The following is a 21,857-nucleotide window of genomic DNA, read 5'->3' on the forward strand; positions in this document are numbered from 1 at the left end:
CGTCAGCGACCACAGGGCATGCCGTCGCAGCCGCTCACGGTGTGGCCTTGCGCAACCGGGCCAGTTCCGCCTCCAGGAAATCCACCCGCGCTTGATGCACGGCTGGATATTGCGCCGCCAGCTCACGAAAGATCGCCAGCGCCTCCTTATACGCCCCCTCCGCCTGTGGAAGGCGGTTCGGAGCAGTGTACAGAATGCCAATATTGTTCAAAATCATTGCCAGATCAGGCCGATAGGCATCGGGGTCGCGGGCGGCCAATTCACGACAGATCGCCAGCGCCTCTCGATACGCCCCCTCCGCTTGGGGACGGCGGCTCGTGACAGTATACAGATTACCCAAGTTGTTCAACGTGCGCGCCAGATCGGGGCGATAGGCAGCGGAGTCGCGGGCGGCCAGTTCCCGATAGATCGCCAGCGCCTCCTCATACGCCCCCTCCGCCTGGGGAAGGCGGTTCGTGTCACGGTACAGAATACCCAAATTGTTCAAAGTCATTGCCAGATCGGGGCGATAGGCAGCGGGGTCGCGGGCGGCCAGTTCCCGACGGATCGCCAGCGCCTCCTCATACGCCCCCTCCGCCTGGGGAAGGCGGTTCGTGTCACGGTACAGAATACCCAAATTGTTCAAAGTCATTGCCAGATCGGGGCGATAGGCAGCGGGGTCGCGGGCGGCCAGTTCCCGACGGATCGCCAGCGCCTCCTCATACGCCCCCTCCGCCTGGGGAAGGCGGTTCGTGTCACGGTACAGAATACCCAAATTGTTCAAAGTCATTGCCAGATCGGGGCGATAGGCAGCGGGGTCGCGGGCGGCCAGTTCCCGACGGATCGCCAGCGCCTCCTCATACGCCCCCTCCGCCTGGGGAAGGCGGTTCGTGTCACTGTACAGAACACCCAAATTGTTCAAAGCCATTGCCAGACTGGGGCGATAGGCAGCGGGGTCGCGGGCGGCCAGTTCCCGATAGATCGCCAGCGCCTCCTCATACGCCCCCTCCGCCTGGGGAAGGCGGTTCGTGTCACGGTACAGAATACCCAAATTGTTCAAAGTCGATGCCAGATTAGGGCGATAGGCAGCGGGGTCGCGGGCGGCCAGTTCCCGACGGATCGCCAACGCCTCCTCATACGCTCCCTCCGCCTGGGGAAGGCGGTTCGTGTCACTGTACAGAACACCCAAATTGTTCAAAGCCATTGCCAGACTGGGGCGATAGGCAGCGGGGTCGCGGGCGGCCAGTTCCCGATAGATCGCCAGCGCCTCCTCATACGCCCCCTCCGCCTGGGGAAGGCGGTTCGTGTCACGGTACAGAACGCCTAAATTGTTCAAAGTCGATGGCAGATCAGGGCGATAGGCAGCGGGGTCGCGGGCGGCCAGTTCCCGACGGATCGCCAGCGCCTCCTCATACGCCCCCTCCGCCTGGGGAAGGCGGTTCGTGTCACCGTACAGAACGCCTAAATTGTTCAAAGTCATTGCCAGAACAGGTCGATAGGCAGCGGGGTCGCGGGCGGCCCGGTCACGATAGATCGCCAGCAGATCGGTCCATACCGCCTCAGCCGCGCCATAGTCGCGGGCGCGGTAGGCCGTCGCGGCATAAGCCTCTGCATAGTTGGTGTTGGTCGGGTCCAATTGATGGGCCCGTCGGTAATGCGGCAGGGCCTTGGATATGGCGAAGCGCAGCATCTCCACCTGACCCTGGCTATATTTTGTGGCGGCGGCGCGGCGGATATCCGCATCTTGCCGTTCCGCCAGCGTGCCCAGGATTCGGGCAGCGCCGTCCAGGTCACCCTTTTCAATCAAGGTGCGGGCCTGGGCAGTCTGATCATCCGTCGACAATTGCGCCAACAGATCATGATATCGTTGTGCCCATCCCTCCGCCTCGGCCCGCAGCCGGTCAATCAGGTCATTCTGATTGCGCAGGAGCCGCGCATCGGCCTTGGCCTCTGCCATTTCCCGGCGTATGGCGCTGATTTGCTCAGCTAACCGGGATTGTAGAAAATTCAGGGCCTCTTTCGAGATGCCGGGGCAATTGATGGTCACCGTCCCGCTGTTATTGACCATGGGGGGGCTGCACGCAGCCGTTGAGCGCTGATCAACCCGTGATGGCTCTGCCGACTGGGCCGCCCCCACACATAGCAGCAGTAAGCACCCCAGCAGGAACCGCATACGCACCCCCAACACACCCACGAGCAAGCAGAGCGGGTAACATCGTATTCGGGGTATGATAGATTGCTATTGCGCCTATTCGCAATCATTATGGATAGATAATTACATCTGAATGGGTGATCCGTGACCACGAATGATGCTACTGTGGCGGGTTCTGCATCGGAGCGTCTGGCGGCACTTGCTGCCGGTTTCCTGATACTGGCGACGGTGCTGTTCCTGCTGGTCCGCAACCAGCCGATCACCGATCCGGCCCTGTTTCTCGCCCTGCGCCTGTTGTTGAGTCTGTGCGCTGCAATTCTGGGGGCGACGCTGCCGGGGTTTCTGCGGCTGGACTGGAAGGGCAAGGGTTTTGCCATACGGGCGGGCGGGGCGCTGGCGCTGTTCGTGTTGAGTTATGTTTACACGCCGGCATTACCGGGGGCGGCACCGCAAGTGGTCAATCAATCATCAACGGGTGACGGGAGCCCGCCGCTATACAACAATTCCGGGACGGTCACGGTCAACATGCCGACGCAATCCACCCAAGGCGAAAAGCCGGGGTCGGAGCCCTGATCGGAATTTTAAGCAGAGAGGTGGGAGGCTGGACGAACGACCCGAGCCGAAACTCGTTACGGCTGCTTCCTTCCGGACCTGACCGGGTTGGCGAGGGACCCGCCCGTTGCCAACCTCCCGACGCCTATATCGGCGAGTGTTGTGGGAAAGACAAGGGAGAAATCTACAAGGGCCGCTCTGATGCTTGCGCATTGGCGACATGACGCCCGCCATGTCACCGTCGACAAACCATGATGAGACTGAATTTCTATGCTGGTTCCGGCCTGGATCGGGCCGCCCACCGGCGCAAGGATGCGGACTGGCTTGCCGCCCGTCTGCGCCACCCCCAGGCTACCCGCATCATCCCCTGGTGGCGGGGCCGTCATCTGGTGACGGGAACAGAGGATGCGCCACGGCCAGCCTATCTGCCCGTCACGGCTGACTGGTGGGGCTGGCACCTGTCCATGCCGCCGGTTTATCTAGGCGATGAGGATGAGTTTTCCTATTTTGCCGTCGATCTCTCCTCCCTGGAAGATGTCGACAGCCATCCGGAGCTGGCACAACTGGGCCGGTTTGTCGAACTGCGCTCGCTGGGCACCCGCATCGGCCAACAGGCCGGTGGCCTTTATGCCTATGTGCGAGCCCTCATGCTATGGCATGGCAAGCATAAATTCTGCGGGTCCTGCGGCGCGCCAACGGTGGCAGCAGAGGGCGGGCACAGCCGGCGCTGCACCAATCCCGATTGCGCTGCGCAGCATTTCCCCCGCCACGACCCGGCGGTGATCATGTTGGTCCATGATGGCGGTGATCGCTGCCTGCTGGGTCGGCAATCGCGCTTCCCGCCCGGCATGTACTCCACACTGGCCGGATTCGTCGAACCGGGCGAGAGCCTGGAAGAAACCGTGGCCCGCGAATGTTTTGAAGAGGCCGGCGTGCGCGTCACCGACGTGAAATATCATTCCAGCCAGCCCTGGCCGTTCCCGTCTTCCCTGATGTTGGGCTTTCACGCCCGCGCCACGACCCTGGACGTGAAAGCCGACGAGGATGAGTTGGAGGATGTCCGATGGTTCAGCCGCGACTTTGTCTTGCAGAACCAAAATGGCGAGAATTTCCGCCTACCGCCCTTTGACAGTATTTCCAGACAGTTGATAGATGCGTGGCTTCGCGGATAAACGGGCGAACCTTGCCCGTTGATCTCTGCGCTGCCATTCTGCCCACCCGAACCCGTTCCAGCCGGAGTGTTCCCCCAAATGTCCGACCTGTCCCTGCCCGCCACCAATATTGTGGCGGCGGAACTGTCCACGGTGCGCGATTTTATTCGCTATGCCGTCAGCCGCTTCAACCGCGCCGGGCTGGTGCATGGGCACGGTGCCGTTACCGCCTATGACGAGGCGGCCTTTATCGTGCTGGAAACGCTCAAGCTGCCGGTGGATCAACTGGAGCCCTATTTCGATGCCAAATTGATCGCCAGCGAACGGCTGGCCCTGGCAGAGATCATCCATCAACGGGTCACCACCCGCAAACCCGCCGCCTATCTGACCAAGCGCACCTATATCCAGGGCGTTCCCTTCTATGTCGATGACCGCGTCATCGTCCCGCGCTCTTTTATTGGTGAACTGCTGTTCGGCGAGCTGTTCGGGGGTGAACAGGATTTCACCCTGGTCGATGATGTGACAGAGGTGGAAAAGGTGCTGGATCTGTGTACCGGTTCCGGCTGCCTGGCCATTTTGGCCGCCAGCATCTTTCCGCTGGCCGATGTCGATGCTGTGGACCTGTCGCCTGACGCGCTGGAAGTGGCAAAGATCAACGTCGCTGACCATGGGCTGGAAGAGCGGGTGAAGCTGTTCCAGGGTGACCTGTTCAAGCCGCTGAAGGGCAAAAAATACGACCTGATCATCTCCAACCCCCCCTATGTCGATGCCGAGGCTATGGACAATCTGCCGCCGGAATATCAGGCGGAACCGCGCATAGCCCTGGTTGGCGGCGACGAGGATGGAATGGCCATTGTCCACCGTATCCTGAAGGAAGCGCCGAAATATCTGAATGCCGGCGGCGGCCTGCTGGTTGAGGTGGGGACGGGACGGGCAGCACTGGAACAGACCTATCCGGATGCTGAATTCCTGTGGCTGGAAACCGAACATTCCTTCGGCGAGGTGTTCTGGATCACCCGTGAACAGCTTCTTGAACTGTAAATTCTGCTGTTCCCGGCACCTTTGATCTTTCGTGCCATTGGTGCCGGATTTCGGACCGGTTCTGGTTGAACAGCCCCCGCTAATCCTTATATTGCCCAGCATCATCAAGGCGGAAGGGCGGACAGCGCGTGATATTGACAGCCATCCTTGCCATCATTCTGGCGGCGGCGGTCGCCCCTACCCTTAACCGGTTGCTGCCGGCCCTGTCGCATTGGGTGTTGGCCCTGGTGCCACTATCCGCCGCGCTGTGGTTCGCCTTACAGGTGCCGGGCGTCGTGGCGGGTGTTCCGGTTCTGGAAACCGCAAGCTGGGCGCCCTCGCTGGGGGTTGCCCTTTCCTTCCGGCTGGACGGGTTGTCGCTGCTCTTCGCCTTGCTGATCTGCGGGATCGGCGCTTTTGTGGTGATCTATTCGGGCGGTTATCTGCGCGGCCATCCACGGGAGGGACGGTTTCACCTGTTCATCCTGTCCTTCATGGCCGCGATGCTGGGACTGGTCACGGCGGATGATCTGATCAGCCTGTTTGTGTTCTGGGAACTGACCAGTATCACCAGCTTCATGCTGATCGGGTTCAACCATGAAGATGCGCGGTCGCGCCGCTCTGCCATCCAGGCATTGCTGGTCACGGGTGGTGGTGGCATGGCACTGCTGGCGGGCCTGGTGCTGATGGGCATGGCGTCTGGCCACTGGACGCTGTCGGCCATCGCCGCTTCGGGTGCAGACCTGCGCGCCCATGTGCTGTATCCGGCCATGCTGGTTCTCCTGCTGTTGGCTGCTTTCACCAAGTCGGCGCAGGTCCCGTTCCATTTCTGGTTACCCAACGCGATGGACGCGCCGACACCCGTCAGCGCGTATCTGCATTCTGCCACCATGGTAAAGGCTGGCGTCTATTTGCTGGCCCGGCTCAACCCCACACTCGGGGGTACGGAACCCTGGTTCTGGGCCCTGACGCTTGCCGGTGGTGTCACGGCCCTGTGGGGGTCGGCCATGGCCCTGCGGTCGACCGATCTGAAAAAGATCCTGGCTTACACAACCCTGATGGCGCTGGGGGTGCTGGTGCTGCTGATCGGCATTGGCAGCGACGGGGCGTTGGTGGCCTTTGCAGGCTTCCTTCTGGCCCATTCGCTGTACAAGGGCGCCCTGTTCATGGCCGCCGGATCGGTTGATCATGGCAGCGGCACCCGCGAACTGGGGGAACTGGGCGGCCTCTGGTCCAAGATGCCCGCCACGGGCCTGTTCATTGCCATTGCCGCCCTGTCCATGGCGGGTCTGCCGCCCCTGTTGGGATTTGTCGCCAAGGAACTGATCTACGAGGATGTTTTCCGCAATGGTCACATGGTGGCACTCGCCGTGCTGCTGCTGGCCAATGCTGCCATGGTTGCCACGGCTGCAACCTTGTTCTTGAAACCATTCCTGGGCGCTCCCACCAAGGCGGCCGGTCATGCCCATGAAAGCGGGCCGGCGCTGCTGGCCGGTCCTGCGGTGCTGGCGGGTCTATCGCTGCTGTTCGGCCTGTGGATTGCCCTGCCGCAAGGGCTGCTGGGGGCAACGGCCGATGCGGTTCGCGGCGGGGCGCCACAAAGCCTGAACTTGCATCTCTGGCATGGGTTGACACCGGCGCTGGGTCTGTCCGGCCTGACCCTGGCCCTGGGTATGGCACTCTATTTTGGCTTATCGCCGGTGAAAAACAGTCTGGCTGCCATTCAGCGCCTCACCCGGATCGATCATGACCGGGCCTGGGATTGCCTTTTGTCGCTTCTGCAAGGCACGGCCAACCGGATCACGTCGGCGTTGCAGGATGGGGTGTTGCAGCGATATCTGGCCTGGATCTTCGCGGGCATCCTGCTGCTGCTGGGGGCCACCCTTGTGATGCGCGGCGGCTTCACCTGGCCCGGCATCCGCCTTGATGGGGATGATGGGCTGGGCATCGTACTGGCTCTGCTGATGCTGGGCGGCACGGCTGGTGCCATCCGTGCCAGGTCCCGTATGGAAGCCGTCCTGTCGCTGGCGATCACCGGCATGTCGGTTGCCCTGTTTTTCCTGCTGTCCGGCGCGCCCGATGTGGGCATCACCCAGTTGATGGTCGAAACCCTGTCGACGATCATCCTGGTACTGGTCATGGCAAAACTGCCGATGCTGCCACCGGGGCCGGATCGCTCACGCCCGGCGAAACTCTTCCATTCTGTCCTGGCACTGGGGATCGGGGGTGTGGTCACTGTCATCCTGCTGGCCGTGCTGGATCAGCCGCTGGCGATGGACCTGTCGCGCTTCTTTGGCGACACTTCCCTGGTGGAGGCATATGGCCGCAACGTCGTCAACGTGATCCTGGTGGATTTCCGCGGTTTCGACACATTGGGGGAAATCACTGTGGTGGCCTGCGCCGGCCTGGGTGTGTTCGCCCTGCTGCGGGCCCGCATGGGCAAGGGGGGTCAACCATGATGGACAGCCTGATCCTGCGCACGGGCGTGCGTCTGCTGTTGCCCCTGATGCTGCTGTTCAGCATTTTTATCCTGTGGCGCGGCCATAATGAACCCGGCGGCGGCTTTGTCGGCGGCCTGATCTGTGCCGTCGGCTTTGCCTTGCACGCGCTGGCCTTCGGGGTAAGGGCGATGCGCCTCCTGTTGAAGGTTGATCCGCGCACCGTTCTGGGCGCGGGTTTGCTGGTCGGTATTCTTCCCGGCTTTGTCGGCGGCCTGTTATCGGGTGCGCCTTACATGACCTCGCAATGGCTGGGGGCGGTGGGAACACCGCTGCTCTTTGATATCGGGGTCTATCTGGTGGTGGTCGGCGCCATTTTGACCATGGTCGAGACCCTCATGGAAGAGGGAGAGGACTGATGGAAGTGATCATGGCCCTGGCTGTGGGCGGCATGGTTGCCGGCGCAGTCTATCTGATCTTGTCGCGGCAATATCTGCGGGTGATGTTCGGCGTCATCCTGCTGTCGAACGCCGTAAATGTCGCCATCCTCACCGTGGGGCGCCTGACGACTGGCAATCCGCCTCTGATCGCGCAGGGCACGGAAGTGATGGATCACGCGGCAGCCAACCCCTTGCCCCAGGCCTTGGTCCTGACCGCAATCGTCATCGGTTTCAGCCTTCTGGCCTTTGCCCTGGTTCTGGGATATCGCGCCTATCAGGAAATGGGAACACTGGACACCAGCGCCATGCGGGTGGCGGAACCGGAGGAAAAGCCATGAATGCCTGGCTGACCGCGGCCCCGATTCTGATCCCGATGCTGACGGCCGCCCTGTGCATGGTGGCCTGGAAACATCCGGTGGTGCAGCGTGGTTTATCGCTGCTGGGCAGCATAGCCCTGGTGGCTGCCGGCGGCGCATTGCTGTCGATCGTGCTGAACCAGGGCATCCAGGTGGTGCAGATGGGGGCCTGGGCGGCCCCGTTCGGCATCACCCTGGTGGCCGATCCACTGTCTGCCCTGATGGTCCTGATCGCTGCCGTGATGGGGTTCTGCGTGGCCCTGCACGCGCTGGGCGATATTGACCCGGTGCGCGAAAAAGGCGGACATCACGCGGTTTTTCAGATCCTGATGACCGGTGTCTGCGGCGCCTTTGTCACCGGCGACCTGTTTAATCTGTATGTCTGGTTCGAAGTGATGCTGATCAGCAGCTTTGTCCTGCTGTCGCTGGGGGGCCTGCGGGAACAGATCGACGCGGCCATTAAATATGTTGCCATCAATATGGTGGCGACGGCGTGCCTGCTGTTGGCGGTGGCGTTGCTCTACGGCGTGACGGGCACCCTGAACATGGCCGACCTGTCGATTCGGGTACCCGAGGTGCCGAACCAGCCGGTGATCAGCGCGATTGCCGTGCTGTTCATCATCGCCTTTGGCATGAAGGCGGCATTGTTTCCCTTTTTCTTCTGGTTGCCTGCCACCTATCACACGCCTTCCGTCGCGGTGCAGGCGATCTTTGCTGGTTTGCTGACCAAGGTCGGCGTCTACGCCCTGATGCGTGTCTTCACCTTGATCTTTACTGGCGACAGTGGCTGGACCCACGGCATCCTGATGGTCATGGCCGGTATAACCATGATTGTCGGTGTGCTGGGATCACTGGCGGCGCGCGATTTGAACCGGGCTTGGTCCTGGCAGGTTGTCGCCCATATCGGCAGCATGGTGATGGGCTTGGCCATTGCAACACCGCTGGCCCTGGCAGCAGCGGCCTTCTACATGGTGCATGACATCATCGTGAAGACAAACCTGTTCCTCGGCGCCGGCCTGGTTCGGCGTCTGGCGGGGGGCAGCACCGACTACGCACGTCTGGGCGGCCTGTTCAAGACAGCACCCTGGCTCTGCCTGCTGCTGTTTGTTCCGTTGGGATCCCTGGCCGGTTTCCCGCCGCTTTCAGGGTTCTGGGGCAAGCTGCTGCTGGTTCGGGCGGGGCTGGAGACAGAGCATTATGTCATGGTTGGCCTGCTGCTGGTGACCGGACTATTGACCATCTGGCTGGTCGGTCGTGTCTGGGCGGAAATGGTGTGGAAGGCGCCGGCCGAACCACCGGCAATGGCAATCTCCACCCTGTCCTTCGGCCGCACCTATCTGCTGATCCTGCCCTTGCTGCTGCTGTCGCTGATCACAGTGTCGATTGGTCTGCAACCGGAACGGCTATTGAACCTCGCCGGTCAGGTAGGGCACAGCCTGACGGATACCAGCGCCTATGTGCAGGCCGTGTTGGGCACCACCCCCTCACCCCAGCCCACACTGCTAGGGGCGCTGGAAACGGAGGCCATGCCATGAACCTGCTGGTCGTCAATCTTCTGTTGGCGCTCGCCTGGATGGCGGTCAATGCCTCTTTCAATCTGATGGGCTTTATTGCCGGGTTCATTCTTGGCCACCTGATCTTGTGGCTCGCCCGCCCCTTGTTCCCTGGTGAACGCTATTTCCGCCGGACATGGGGCGGTTGCGCCTACATGCTCTGGCTGGTTAAGGAAATTTTCGTGTCAGCATGGGCCGTTGCCAAAAGTGTTATCGGTGTCGGGGATGCCGTAAAGCCAGCAGTGATCGCCATCCCGTTGGATGCGAAAACTGATTTTGAAATCACCCTGCTTGCCTGCTCGATCACCCTCACACCGGGGACATTGTCCATGGATGTGTCGCCAGATCGGCGGACACTGTACATCCACGCCATGTTCGCTGCTGATCCTGACACTGTGCGGGCGGAAACCAAGGCGGGTATGGAACGCCGTATCCTGGAGATGCTGCGATGACCGTCTTTCTAGAAACATGCCTTGCGGTTTCCGTCGGCTTGGTGGCAATCGCGCTTGTCCTGACCGCAATCCGGGTGCTTCGTGGCCCGACAGAAGGGGACAGGATCGTTGCGATTGACCTGTTCGGCGTGCTGGCCGTAGCCATGATCGCAATCTTTGCCATCTGGTTGGGCGAACAGGTCTTCCTGGATGCCGCAATCGCCTTGGCGCTTGTTGCCTTCTTTGGCACCATTGCCTACGCGCGGTTCGTTGAACACAAAGCCGCTTTGAAAGCCAAGGAGCCGTCCGATGGCTGATCTGATACAAGCCCTGATCGGTATCCTGGCCGTTGGCGGGGCGGTTTTCTGCCTTATTGCCGCCATCGGCGTGGTGCGCCTGCCGGATGCCCTCACCCGGATGCATGCCAGCAGCAAAGCCGGCACCTTAGGCTGCGGCTTGATCTTGCTGTCGGTTGCCCTGTTCTTTCCGGGCATTGATGTGGTGGCGCGTGCGGCGGCGGCGATCCTGTTCCTGCTGCTGACCACCCCGGTCTCTGCCCACATGATCGGCCGCGCCATCTATGCCACGGGCGCCCCTTTATGGAAGGGAACCGGCGTTGATGAGCTCAAGGGAACGCAGGACGACCCGGCGCGGCGGCTGGGGCAATAGCGGCCGCAGCGCCCGTTTCTTCCACCCAGCAAAAAATCCGCATGCCTTCCGTTACGTCACCCGGAATAATCGCTTGAGGTTGCGATTTTGCTCCCGATATTAGGTTTGTAACGGTGCCAGAGGACAGGCACCGAACAGCGCATCAATCGGGAGGAAGACATGGCCCAGGCCGCCATTCAGACGTCAGCACGGGACCCCTTTCTGTGGGAGAAAAGTTATCCTGTCGGCGTTTCGTGGGAAATCGACCTGCCGGCCCAATCGCTGCCCGCCATGCTGGACGGGTCCATTGCGCGCTTTGCCAATAACCCCTGTGTCGATTTCCTGGGCAAGAAATACACCTATGCCCAAATCGGGTCACTGGTGGACCGGTTTGCCGCGGGCCTGCAGAAGATGGGCCTGAAAAAGGGACAGAAGGTCGGGCTGTTCCTACCCAACACGCCTTATTCAGTGATCTGCTTTTTCGGTATCCTGAAGGCTGGCGGTACCGTGGTGAATTACAACCCGCTCTATGCAGAGCGGGAAATCGCCCACATGATCAATGACAGTGAAACCGACTTCATGGTCAGTCTGGACCTGAAGGTCACCTATGACAAGCTGGCCAAGATGTTCGGCCAGACACGGCTGCAAAAGATCATTGTTGTGCCGATGGCCGATATCCTGCCCTTCCCCAAGAACTGGCTGTTCCCGTTGGCCAAGCGGAAGGAAGTGGCGACCATCCCGAATGATGACCGCCATGTCTGGTTCAAGTCGCTGACCGCCAATGATGGGCGTCCCACCCCGGTGACGGTGGATGCGATGAATGACATCGCCGTTCTGCAATACACCGGCGGAACAACAGGCGTGCCCAAGGGCGCGATGCTCACCCATTTCAACATCACGGCCAATACCCGTCAGGCCACAGCCTGGTTCTATGAAGCCGTGGACGGGGAAGAGCGCATGCTGGGTGTGCTGCCCTTCTTCCACGTCTTTGCCATGACCTGCGTGATGAACCTGACCCTGATGAAGGGCGGGGAAATGATTCTGCTGCCCCGGTTCGAGTTGGACCAGGTGATGGAGACCATCGACAAGAAGAAGCCGACGCAGTTCCCCGCTGTTCCCACCATCTACACCGCGATCAATAACCACAAGGATGTGGCAAAGTACGACCTGTCCTCGATCAAGCTGTGCAATTCTGGCGGCGCGCCGCTGCCGGTAGAGGTCAAATCGCAGTTTGAAAAACTGTCCGGTTGCAAGCTGGTGGAGGGGTATGGTCTGTCAGAAAGCTCCCCCATTGCCACCATCAACCCGCCGCATGCCAGCCGCGCCGGGTCCATCGGACTTCCGGTTCCCGGTACCATCATCAAAATCATCAGCCTGGAAGACCGCAAAACGGAAGTACCGCAGGGCGAGCGGGGCGAGATCTGTATTATCGGCCCGCAGGTGATGAAGGGATACTGGAATAAGGAAGAGGCGACACGGGAGACCCTGGATGGCGGCATGCTGCATACCGGGGATGTCGGCTATTTCGACGAGGACGGGTACATCTTTATCGTCGACCGCATCAAGGACATGATCCTGGCTGGCGGCTACAATGTCTATCCGCGCAATGTCGAAGAGGCGATTTACCAGCATCCCAGCGTCGCCGAATGCATTGTGCTGGGCGTGCCCGACCCCTACCGGGGTCAGACGGTTAAGGCCTACATCAAAAAACGCGATGGATGTGAGTTGACCAAAGAAGACATGAAGGCCTTCCTGGAAGATAAGCTGTCGACCATCGAACAGCCCAAACTCTATGAATTCCGGGACGAACTGCCCAAGACCATGATCGGCAAACTGTCGCGCAAGGCGTTGCTGGACGAGCTGGAAGCACAGAAAAAGGCAGGGTGACACCCCTGCGCCGACGCTGCGATAATCAGGGCCGCCCGCCACGGGGCGGCCCTCTTTTCTTGCGGGGTGCGCGCAGGAAGGCTCTGACCACCCGATCTTGAACGGGTTACGCTCGCCGGAAGTGGGACCACAGGTCAGGGCGCGGGCTGGCACCCTCGACCTGACCTACGAATGGGTCAAAATCACATCCAGGAAATAGTCCCCGTAGCGTTCCAGCTTGCGGGCGCCCACGCCCTGCAACGTGCCCAGCTCGTCCAGATCGGTCGGCTTCTCCTTCACCATCTCCATCAATGTCGCATCATGGAAGATGACATAGGGCGGAACCCCCTGTTCGCGCGCCAGTTCCAGGCGCAGCGCCTTCAGCGCGTGCCACAGCGTGTCATCGGCAGGTGACAGGTCGGCGGCCGAGGTGCGTGGCTTGGACACGCCGCCACTGCCCGACCAGGATACCTTGCCCTTGCCTTTGGCCTCTGCCGCCGGATCACGGCGCAGGCGCACCATCTCCTGGCCTTTCAGGACGGCCGTGGCCGTCTCCGTCAGGATCAGGCCGCCATGGCCTTCCGGATCAGCACAGAGCAGGCCGTTGGCGACCAGTTGCCGGAAAACGCTGTGCCATTCCTGTTTGCCCAGTTCGGTGCCACAGCCAAAGGTCTTCAGCTTATCATGGCCCTTTTCGGTCACCTTGTCGGTGGCCACCCCACGCAGCACATCAACCAGATGACCCACGCCAAATCGCTGGCCGGTGCGGTATACGGCGGACAGGGCCTTCTGCGCCACCACCGTCCCATCATAGGTTTCCACTGGCTGGAAGCAGGTGTCACATTTGCCGCAAGGTTTGGGATAGTCCTCATCAAAATAGGTCAGGAGCGTCTGCCGCCGGCAGCGTGCCGTCTCACAGAATCCCAACAACGCTTCCAGCTTCTGCCGTTCGGTGCGTTTGAAGGCGGGGGGACTGTCAGAACCCTCCACCATCATCCGCATCTGGACCACATCGGCAAAGCCGTAGAGCATCAGGGCTTCCGCTGGCAAACCGTCGCGCCCTGCCCGGCCGGTTTCCTGATAATAGGCTTCCAGTGAACGCGGTGGGTCCATATGGACCACGAACCGCACATTGGGTTTATCAATGCCCATACCGAAGGCGACGGTAGCCACCATCACAACGCCTTCGCCCTTGATGAACCGGTCCTGATTGGCCTGCCGCGTTGCCGGGTCCAGCCCTGCATGGTAAGGCAGTGCGTCGACGCCCTGTTCGGCCAAGTATTGCGCAATGGCGTCTACCTTGCCGCGCGACAGGCAATAGACGACACCCGCATCCTCGGGTCGGCGGCGCAGGAAATCCAGGAGTTGCCGGCGTTCCTGATCCTTGGGCAGGATACGATAGGTGATGTTGGGCCGATCAAAACTGGCCAGAAACAGGCGTGCGTCACTTAAACCCAGGCGGGCCGCGATATCGGTGCGGGTCTGTGCGTCGGCGGTTGCCGTCAGGGCGACCCGCGGCACATCCGGGAACTTCTCATGCAGAATGGAGAGCTGGAGATATTCGGGACGGAAATCATGACCCCACTGGCTGACGCAATGTGCTTCGTCCAGCGCGAACAGCGCAATGCGTGACCGTTCCAGCAGGTCCAGGAAACGCTGTGTCACCAACCGTTCGGGCGCCACGTAGAGCAGGTCCAGATCGCCCCGCTCACAGGCCCGTTCCACCTCCATCGCCTCCCGCCAGTCGAGGGTGGAGTTGAGATAGGCAGCCCGCACGCCCAATTGCCGTAGCGCATCCACCTGATCGCGCATCAGAGCAATCAGCGGGGAAACAACGATACCCACGCCTGGCCGGACCAAGGCTGGGATCTGATAACAAAGTGATTTGCCCCCGCCCGTCGGCATCAGCACCAGGGCATCGCCCCCGGCCACAACATGTTCAACAATGTCGGCCTGCATGCCGCGGAATGCCGGATACCCCCAGACCCTGCGCAACATAGCCTGCGCCGCGTCGCGCGGCGAAAGGGCAAGAGTATCGGCAAGGGCGTCGGGCATGTCGCTACGGCTTGGGGGTTACGGCCGGGTCAGGCCACCAGATCGTGTGGGCGCAGACAGGTTTACGGCACCGGGCGCACCGGGTCCAGCGGTTTGCTGCGCGCTCGGGCCAGCGGAAGGGGCGACAAAGCGGACCTTGCATGGTACAATGCGTCATTGTCGCCTGAAATGCGTCCGCACAGAACAGCACCGCCGGTCGGCGTAAATCTGTATGCGCCTCCGAATGCAAAATTCTGTTTCACACTGTTGCGCGGGCGCGCGCAAAAAACCCAGCGTTTACCAGGGGCGAACGCGTGGAACACTGTTTTTTGGTTGCATGATGTTGCACGGGACCGGAGTTGCGGTCCCCACAACTCCGAATGCCCCTGTCGGCGGCCCCGGTGGGGGGCCGCTTTAATCAATGATGACCGTGGCCGCCATGATGGCCATGACCGTGCCCGCCATCGCCTTCCGGCGCCTTGATAGCGGAAATGCACAGGGCTGCCAGAACACTGGCGGCCAGGAACAGGCCGATACCGACGAAGCTCATGTCACATACTCCAGACTGAATGCCGCGCGCACCCTAACGGCGGGACAGCCGACGCGCAAGCGGCCAAGGGGACACATCACACATCCATAATGGGATAATCATCGGGTAATTCAGCCACTGTCGGGGCCGGAATCGGGCCGATATCGGCCAGGATGGTGCCCCATGACCATCCCACGCCAAACCCGGCCAACAGCAGTTTCCGGCGCCCACTTTCCAGTTCCCCGCCCAGGCGGGAACATAGCGCCAGCGGCACCGAGGCGCTGCTGGTATTGCCATATTTTTCCATGTCGATAACGTATTTCGCCGGATCGCAGCCGATCTTCTTGCGGATATGGTCCAGCATCATCTTGTTGGCCTGGTGTGGAACCACATAATCCAGGTCGTCCACGCTGACGCCCGCATCAACCATCGCCGCCTTCAGCAGGCCCGGCACCGCCCGCAGGGTAAAAGTGAACACCTCCGCCCCGTTCAGGTGCAGGCGGGCGTCACGGTAAAGCCGCGTCATCTCCGCCTCCGACCGGGGCGGATCAGTGGGGATCAGGCAGTCCCGCTTGCCGCCGGCCTTCACAAAAATATGCTTGGCCCCGGCACCGTCGGTGCCCAGGCTGACATGGATAGGGGCAGCATTAGGGTCAATCTCCAACGCCGTGGCCGACCCTGCATCCCCGAACAACGGCAGGGTCGCCTTGTCCTCCGGGTGCAGCCAGCGGCTGGAATTATCGCCGCACAGGACGAGGGCGCGTTGCGCACTGCCACTCAGCAACCGGGCCGCCATCCAGGTGCCATAGACAAAACCTGAACAGCCCAAGGTGACGTCGAAACAGGCGGCAGATGTCGGAAGCCCCAAATGGCGTTGCAGCACCGCCGCCGTGACCGGCAGAACATAATCGGCATCCTGACTGACAAAAATCAGGACATCGACCGTTGAAGGGTCCCACCCCAATTGTTGCAGCAGACCTTCGGCCGCCGCCCGGCACAAATCGGACGCACAGTAAGGACGTGGCAGGATTCGGCGTTCATAGACACCGATGCCGGCATGCAGTTTGCGCGCTTCCTCTTCGGTAAAAATGCCGGGGTCCTCGACAAAGGAATGGCGCTGCTGCGGCACCACGGCCCGCACGCCGACGATCCGCACCCCTTCGATGGTGGCCTTCATAGCGTCCCTGTCCTGACCATCCCGTCCTGTCGCCACTAGAGCATAAAGCGGGGGCCTGATCCAAGCTGGACGGAAGCAGGGAGTGGGTGATAGGGCTTAAAGCCCCTGCCACCCGCTGCGGAAGCCGTCTTGATGTCGGAAGCGATCCGGGTCCTGATCCGCGCCGATGCCAGCCCCGCCAAAGGGACCGGCCATATCATGCGCTGTCTGGCCCTGGCGGAGGCGCTCAGCGACCGGGGCGTTGTACCCCACTTCGCCACCCGGGAAATCACCGGGTCGCTGCTGGAACGGTTGATCGAGGCGGGGTATGGCCACCACACCCTCGCCGACGACAGCCCCGCTGCACTGCTGGGTCTGGCAACATCAGTGCAGGCGGTGGGGCTGGTTGTGGACAGTTACTGGTTAACCGCTGCATGGCGGGCGGCGGTGCGCCCAGGTTTTCGCGCCGTGCTGGCCCTGGATGATCTCGGCGATCGAGCGCTGCATGCCGACCTGGTCTGGAACCCGGCACCGGGCGCCGACGCCCTGGCCTATGCCCGACTGGCGCCGGACGCGTCACTGCTGGCCGGCGAGCCCTATCTCCTGCTGCGGCGGGAGATCAGGCAGGCGGCCCAAGCACCCAATAGACCCCTGGCCGAACGGCAAAGCATCCTGCTCACCTTCGGCGGGTCCGATCCGACTGGCCTGACGGTGCCGGTCGTGAAACGGTTGGCACCGGCCCTGCCGCCTGGCATCGGGTTGGATGTGGTGGCGGGGGGCAGCAACAACGCCTTGGGGTGCATCCGTGCTGCCTGTGCCCGGTTCCCCGACCAGGTCCGGTTGCATGTAGACAGCCGGGAGATGGGCCTTCTCATGTCGGAATGCGGCCTGTGCCTGACCGCCGGTGGCGGGACGGTTGCGGAACTGGCAGCCTTGGCTGTGCCGTCGCTGCTGGCTATCGTGGCAGATAACCAAGCACCGGCCGCGCTGGACGCCCGCGCCCGCCAATGGGCTGCCGTGGTAGAGGCGCGCGGTGACCGGGCCGCTGCCGCCGAGATGATCAGTACAAAGGCCCTGGACCTGTGGTCCGACCTTCCGGCCCGAATAGAACTCTCACGCCGCATCGCCGCCGGCGGCATTGATGGCCAAGGTGCGGCGCGGGTTGCGGCGGCGCTGTTGGATAAGCTGGGCTCCTGAATAAAAAAGGGCGGACCGTTGCCGGACCACCCTTTCAAAAGACCAACCTTGAAAAGCCTCAGGTAAACGCCTTGAAGGTGATGATGGTGAACGTGTCCTTCACCCCTTCCAGGGTCTGGATCTGACCAGTCACAAAATGACCGATATCTTCGCCATCAGCGAGGAAACATTTCATCATCAGGTCGTACTGTCCGGACACAGAATGGACTTCCGAGACTTCCGGCACGCTCTGTACAGCAAGATCGGCCACATCATAGGCGCGACCGAGCTCACATTTGACCTGAACAAAAATGGTCTGCATGAGGTCAGGCCTCCACACCGTCGACCGTCTCGATCTCAACGGCGCTCACTTTGGGCGGACGGGCAGCGCGCAGGATGAAGGCCGGCACATCATCACCAAAACCGACCACGGGCGGGCCACGATCGTCATCCTCGTCCCGACGGGGGCGACGGTCACGACGGTCGTCGCGGTCCCGGCGATACTCATCACGGCGATGTTCGTCACGGCGGAACTCGCCCCGCCCTTCAGGACGGGTATCCTGACGAGGCTCGGACCGGTCGCGGTTACGATCATGGCGCGGCTCATGCCGTTCCCGCTTGTGTTGATGAGCCTCAATCGCGGCTTCCGCCGCTTCCGGCTCCACATGCACGTGCGCGGGGCGTTCAACACGGGGGGCGCGCTCAGTGCGCTCACCCCGGTCGCGGCCAGACCGGCGCGGTTCGTCCTTCTTGGGTGCACCACGGCCACGGCGACGCGGATCGGCATCGAACGACAGTTCAGCCGTCTCGATTCCCTCGATCGTGAAGCGCGCGATTTCTTTACCGATCAGTTTCTCGATCGCCTGCACCAACTTGCCGTCTTCCGGCGTGGCAATGGTAAAGGCGCGACCCAATTTACCCGCCCGCCCTGTCCGGCCGATGCGATGAACATAATCTTCGGAATGGTGCGGCGTGTCGAAATTGAACACGTGGCTGACATCGGAAATGTCGATGCCGCGTGCGGCCACGTCCGAACAGACCAGCAGATCGATACTGCCGGCCTTGAATGCTTCCAGCGTCTCTGTGCGCTTAGACTGCACCATGTCGCCATGCAGGGCGCCGGCGTTGAAGCCATGCTTGACCAGCGATCCATGGACGACGGCGATGTCCTTCTTGCGATTGCAGAAGATGAACGCATTCTTTACGTCGTCGGTCGCGATCAGGCGGCGCAAAGCCTCGCGCTTGTCCTGTTCATTTACGACAAGCAGGTGCTGGGCGACAGTGGTGGCCGTGCTGGCCGGTGCACTGACGGTCACTTCCTCTGGCGTGGTGAGGAACTTGTCTGCCAGACGCTTAATCTCCGGCGGCATGGTCGCGCTGAAGAACAAGGTCTGGCGCTTGCGCGGCAGCAAGCTGACGATACGTTCAATGTCAGGGATGAAGCCCATGTCGAGCATACGATCCGCTTCATCAATGACCAAAACCTTGATGTCGGTCAGCAGGATGTTGCCACGATCAAACAGGTCCATCATCCGGCCCGGCGTGGCGATCAGGACATCAACGCCCCGTTCCAGCTTTTTGATTTGATCACCAAAGCTTTCACCGCCGATCAGCAGCGCCATGTTCAGCTTGTGGTACTTGCCATACAGCTCGAAATTTTCAGCCACCTGGGCGGCCAATTCACGCGTCGGCTCCAGAATCAGGGACCGGGGCATGCGGGCCTTGGCGCGGCCACGCCCGAGGATCTCGATCATGGGAAGGGTAAATGACGCAGTTTTACCCGTACCGGTCTGGGCGCAGCCCAGCACATCCCGGCCCTGCAGGACCCACGGGATGGCTTTTTCCTGGATCGGCGTCGGCGTCGTGTAGCCGACTTCTTCAACAGCGCGAAGGACTTCGGACCCGAGTCCAAGTTCCGAGAACAGCATTAGGCCTTCATCATTCTGGAGGCGACGTCGAACACAAACACCGTGACGTCGGCGGCGATAATCGATCGACCGCTGGCAACCCTGCATCCCCGGCATTTGGCGATCAGGGACACGATAGATTACGGTCGCGCCTTCGATAACAATTTCGGCCTTTGAGAGCAAGGATTTCGGGCGATGACACCCCCCACGCCGCACGCAAGGCAGCCCCTCCTTCTGCTGCCGGGCCTTTTGTGCGACCGAGCGCTGTGGGCGCACCAGATCGCACAATTGTCGGATATCGCGGATATCCAGGTACCGGACCTGACCGGCCATGAACGTATTGGGGACCTAGCCGACTCCGTGCTGGATAGCGCTCCGGCGCGTTTCGCCTTGGCCGGCCTGTCCATGGGCGGCTATGTGGCGTTCGAGATCATGCGGCGGGCACCGGAGCGTGTGACAAGATTGTGCCTGGTCGATACATCCGCCAGGCCTGACACGGCCGAGCAGCGACAGCGGCGGGAAGCCATGCTGAAACTGGCCCGGATCGGCAAATTCCGAGGCATGTCGCCACGGCTTTTGTCCACGCAGGTTCATCCCAACCATGTGGCGGTGCCGGAAATTGGCGGTGTGGTGCTGGCCATGACCGAGCGTGTGGGGCGCGATGCCTTCTGTCGCCAACAGGCGGCCATCCTGTCGCGCCCCGACAGCCGACCCGATTTAGGCGGCATCGTCGTGCCCACCCTGGTTGTCGTGGGTGCCGATGACGCCCAGACACCGCCGGACCGGTCACAGGAGATCGCGGCGGCCATCCGGGGAGCACAGCTTCATATTCTGCCACATTGTGGCCATCTGGCGCCACTGGAACAACCAGTGATGGTAACGGCGCGGATGCGTGAGTGGCTAAACCGGGACTGAGGGCAGCGGAAACGGACCGCCACCCTCAGCGGAGATCATTTCGCCTTTTTTTCAAGCGGGCCGAAGGCGACAGGCGACTCTGCGGCCAACCAAGCGAAGCTGGCATAAGCGGCGACGGCTTGGTCCAGCTTCTTCGGATCGACCTTATCCAGCGTGTCATCGGCGGTGTGGTGGTAGTCAAAATAGTCGGTACCATCCAGACCCAGGCCGGCTGTTGGCACCCCTTCGGCCGCCATCGGGCCGATATCAGGCCCGCCCCCGCTGGGGCCACGCCCTGGAACAATACCCAGGGGAGAGAGAACCCGGCCGATGGCGTCGATCACCGGTTTGGCTTCTGGCCGAACCGCTGCATTGAAAGTGATGACAGGACCGGCACCAAAGTCCGCTTCCGTCCCGACCTGGTGTTTGGGCAAGAAGGCAGCGTGCTGCTTGGCATAGGCAATCGCCCCGACCAATCCAACCTCTTCAGCACCAAAAAGGACGAACCGAATGGTGCGCCGTGGTGCTTGAGGCATAGACTTCATGATTTTTGCACTGGCCAGGACGATACCAACACCCGCGCCATCATCCAGCGCCCCAGTACCCAGATCCCAACTGTCAAGATGGGCGCCGACCACCACGATCTCATCTGGAAGTTCCCTTCCCTTGATCTCCGCAATGATGTTGGCATCTGAAAGGGGCCCCATCGACTGGCTGGACAGGACCAGTTTGACACTGACCGGTTGGCCCAAGGCCAGCACGCGGCTCAACTGGTCAGCATCGGGGTTCGATAAGGCGCCAGCCGGTATAGCCGCCACCCCGTCAGCGTAGCGGGTGATGCCCGTGTGCGGAAACCGGTGGCTGTCGGTGCCTATTGAGCGGATGAGCAGGGCCACCGCACCCTTGCGCGCAGCAGCCTCCGGCCCCTTACCCCGCACGCCGACGGCCTCGCCGTAACCGCCGCCATCCTGAAGCCGGGTCATCTTCTTGTCGACGAAGGCAATCTTGCCCTTCAGGCTTCCCTCGGGTGCTGCCTCCAGGTCCTCCAGCGTATCGAAACGAACCACCGGGGCTGTAATACCCTCTGGCGGTGTCGTCACACTATGTCCAAGGGCGGAAACATGCAGATGATGGGCCACGGGGCTGATGATCGTGGCCGACTCCACGCCACGTTCCCAACCATCCACCGAGAAAGCCTCTGCCCGAATGTTGGACAGACCCAATTCTTTGAACCGGGCCAGCGCCCAGTCATGGCTGGCCCTGGCCGCAGGCGATCCAGCAAGGCGAGGGCCAACCCGAACGGTGAGCGATTCAACAAAGTCGAATGCACCAGACCCCGCCAGTGCCTTGGCCTGGATCTCCTTGGCGGCCTTCACCGCTTCGGCGGGCAAAGGACCGCTATCAGCGGCGATTGCCGCGCTGCTGAAGGCCAGCGACGCCAGACCGGCAGCCAGCAACAAACCGAAAGGCTTCAAGGCGACAGCTCCTTCAACAAACGCCGGGACATTTTCCCCCGTGATAGACAAAGGGTAACCCAGCGGTCGCGTGGAGGCACAATGGATTTGTCACGGGAAC

Annotated in this window: 20 protein-coding genes and 1 other RNA gene; 13 read left to right on the plus strand and 8 right to left on the minus strand. The window is 61.6% G+C overall.

Annotated features, from left to right (window positions below; genetic code table 11):
• Positions 1–34: 34 nt before the first annotated feature.
• Positions 35–2,047 carry a tetratricopeptide repeat protein gene (locus tag CHU95_RS12010; RefSeq protein WP_165772136.1) on the minus strand — a complete coding sequence of 671 codons (2,013 nt, stop codon included), beginning with the start codon at positions 2,045–2,047 and terminating at the stop codon, positions 35–37.
• A gap of 228 nt (positions 2,048–2,275) precedes the next feature.
• Here CHU95_RS12010 and CHU95_RS12015 point away from each other — a divergent pair, with 228 nt between their 5' ends.
• Positions 2,276–2,704, plus strand: a complete 429-nt coding sequence (locus CHU95_RS12015; protein ID WP_094456589.1) for a hypothetical protein — start codon at positions 2,276–2,278, stop codon at positions 2,702–2,704.
• A gap of 20 nt (positions 2,705–2,724) precedes the next feature.
• Here the strand turns inward: CHU95_RS12015 and ffs are convergent.
• An RNA gene (gene ffs, locus CHU95_RS12020) (signal recognition particle sRNA small type) lies at positions 2,725–2,822 on the minus strand.
• A 112-nt stretch (positions 2,823–2,934) separates the two neighbouring features.
• Here ffs and nudC point away from each other — a divergent pair.
• From nudC to CHU95_RS12070, 10 genes are all read left to right on the plus strand, one after another.
• Complete coding sequence (gene nudC / locus CHU95_RS12025) at positions 2,935–3,855, plus strand: NAD(+) diphosphatase (protein ID WP_094456590.1); 921 nt, start codon at positions 2,935–2,937, stop codon at positions 3,853–3,855.
• Positions 3,856–3,933: 78 nt separating this feature from the next.
• On the plus strand, positions 3,934–4,875 hold the full coding sequence (prmB, locus tag CHU95_RS12030; RefSeq protein WP_094456591.1) for a 50S ribosomal protein L3 N(5)-glutamine methyltransferase: 942 nt from the start codon (positions 3,934–3,936) through the stop codon (positions 4,873–4,875).
• Between the two features lie 128 nt (positions 4,876–5,003).
• Positions 5,004–7,313: a putative monovalent cation/H+ antiporter subunit A gene (locus tag CHU95_RS12035; RefSeq protein ID WP_207762473.1), complete on the plus strand. Its 2,310-nt coding sequence runs from the start codon at positions 5,004–5,006 to the stop codon at positions 7,311–7,313.
• Entirely contained in the window at positions 7,310–7,711 is a 402-nt protein-coding gene (locus CHU95_RS12040) for a Na+/H+ antiporter subunit B (protein WP_245838184.1), read from the plus strand. The genes CHU95_RS12035 and CHU95_RS12040 overlap by 4 nt, the downstream gene beginning before the upstream one ends.
• The gene (locus tag CHU95_RS12045) at positions 7,711–8,070 is read left to right on the plus strand and encodes a Na+/H+ antiporter subunit C (RefSeq protein WP_094456592.1); all 360 of its coding nucleotides are present in this window, start codon (positions 7,711–7,713) and stop codon (positions 8,068–8,070) included. The genes CHU95_RS12040 and CHU95_RS12045 overlap by 1 nt, the downstream gene beginning before the upstream one ends.
• A complete protein-coding gene (locus CHU95_RS12050) occupies positions 8,067–9,623 on the plus strand; it encodes a proton-conducting transporter transmembrane domain-containing protein (RefSeq protein WP_094456593.1) in 1,557 nt (518 codons plus the stop codon). Before CHU95_RS12045 ends, CHU95_RS12050 begins: the two co-directional genes overlap by 4 nt.
• A complete protein-coding gene (locus CHU95_RS12055; protein WP_094456594.1) occupies positions 9,620–10,093 on the plus strand; it encodes a Na+/H+ antiporter subunit E in 474 nt (157 codons plus the stop codon). The genes CHU95_RS12050 and CHU95_RS12055 overlap by 4 nt, the downstream gene beginning before the upstream one ends.
• Positions 10,090–10,389: an MrpF/PhaF family protein gene (locus CHU95_RS12060; protein ID WP_094456595.1), complete on the plus strand. Its 300-nt coding sequence runs from the start codon at positions 10,090–10,092 to the stop codon at positions 10,387–10,389. The genes CHU95_RS12055 and CHU95_RS12060 overlap by 4 nt, the downstream gene beginning before the upstream one ends.
• Complete coding sequence (gene mnhG, locus CHU95_RS12065) at positions 10,382–10,741, plus strand: monovalent cation/H(+) antiporter subunit G (protein ID WP_094456596.1); 360 nt, start codon at positions 10,382–10,384, stop codon at positions 10,739–10,741. The genes CHU95_RS12060 and mnhG overlap by 8 nt, the downstream gene beginning before the upstream one ends.
• A 159-nt stretch (positions 10,742–10,900) precedes the next feature.
• A complete protein-coding gene (locus CHU95_RS12070) occupies positions 10,901–12,607 on the plus strand; it encodes a long-chain-fatty-acid--CoA ligase (protein WP_094456597.1) in 1,707 nt (568 codons plus the stop codon).
• Between the two features lie 165 nt (positions 12,608–12,772).
• On the opposite strand, the gene recQ is transcribed toward CHU95_RS12070, so the two are convergent.
• The 3 genes from recQ to CHU95_RS12080 all read right to left on the minus strand — a co-directional run bounded on the left by recQ (position 12,773) and on the right by CHU95_RS12080 (position 16,326).
• Positions 12,773–14,641 (minus strand): DNA helicase RecQ, encoded by a 1,869-nt coding sequence (recQ, locus tag CHU95_RS12075; RefSeq protein WP_094456598.1) that lies wholly within the window; start codon positions 14,639–14,641, stop codon positions 12,773–12,775.
• Positions 14,642–15,038: 397 nt separating this feature from the next.
• On the minus strand, positions 15,039–15,170 hold the full coding sequence (locus tag CHU95_RS23055; protein ID WP_281255163.1) for a hypothetical protein: 132 nt from the start codon (positions 15,168–15,170) through the stop codon (positions 15,039–15,041).
• Positions 15,171–15,246: 76 nt separating this feature from the next.
• Positions 15,247–16,326 carry a 3-oxoacyl-ACP synthase III family protein gene (locus CHU95_RS12080; protein WP_094456599.1) on the minus strand — a complete coding sequence of 360 codons (1,080 nt, stop codon included), beginning with the start codon at positions 16,324–16,326 and terminating at the stop codon, positions 15,247–15,249.
• A gap of 132 nt (positions 16,327–16,458) precedes the next feature.
• On the opposite strand from CHU95_RS12080, the gene pseG reads away from it, so the two are divergent.
• On the plus strand, positions 16,459–17,502 hold the full coding sequence (gene pseG, locus CHU95_RS12085) for a UDP-2,4-diacetamido-2,4,6-trideoxy-beta-L-altropyranose hydrolase (RefSeq protein ID WP_094456600.1): 1,044 nt from the start codon (positions 16,459–16,461) through the stop codon (positions 17,500–17,502).
• Between the two features lie 58 nt (positions 17,503–17,560).
• Here the strand turns inward: pseG and CHU95_RS12090 are convergent, their stop codons facing one another.
• Positions 17,561–17,803 carry an Lrp/AsnC ligand binding domain-containing protein gene (locus CHU95_RS12090; protein ID WP_094456601.1) on the minus strand — a complete coding sequence of 81 codons (243 nt, stop codon included), beginning with the start codon at positions 17,801–17,803 and terminating at the stop codon, positions 17,561–17,563.
• 4 nt (positions 17,804–17,807) lie between these two features.
• Entirely contained in the window at positions 17,808–19,409 is a 1,602-nt protein-coding gene (locus tag CHU95_RS12095; RefSeq protein ID WP_094456602.1) for a DEAD/DEAH box helicase, read from the minus strand.
• 174 nt (positions 19,410–19,583) lie between these two features.
• On the opposite strand from CHU95_RS12095, the gene CHU95_RS12100 reads away from it, so the two are divergent.
• A complete protein-coding gene (locus tag CHU95_RS12100) occupies positions 19,584–20,303 on the plus strand; it encodes an alpha/beta fold hydrolase (protein ID WP_094456603.1) in 720 nt (239 codons plus the stop codon).
• Between the two features lie 35 nt (positions 20,304–20,338).
• Here CHU95_RS12100 and CHU95_RS12105 read toward each other — a convergent pair whose 3' ends face one another.
• On the minus strand, positions 20,339–21,757 hold the full coding sequence (locus tag CHU95_RS12105; protein ID WP_094456604.1) for a M20/M25/M40 family metallo-hydrolase: 1,419 nt from the start codon (positions 21,755–21,757) through the stop codon (positions 20,339–20,341).
• Positions 21,758–21,857 lie beyond the last annotated feature (100 nt).

Origin of the sequence: Niveispirillum lacus (genome assembly GCF_002251795.1) — a bacterium.
Classification (GTDB): domain Bacteria; phylum Pseudomonadota; class Alphaproteobacteria; order Azospirillales; family Azospirillaceae; genus Niveispirillum; species Niveispirillum lacus.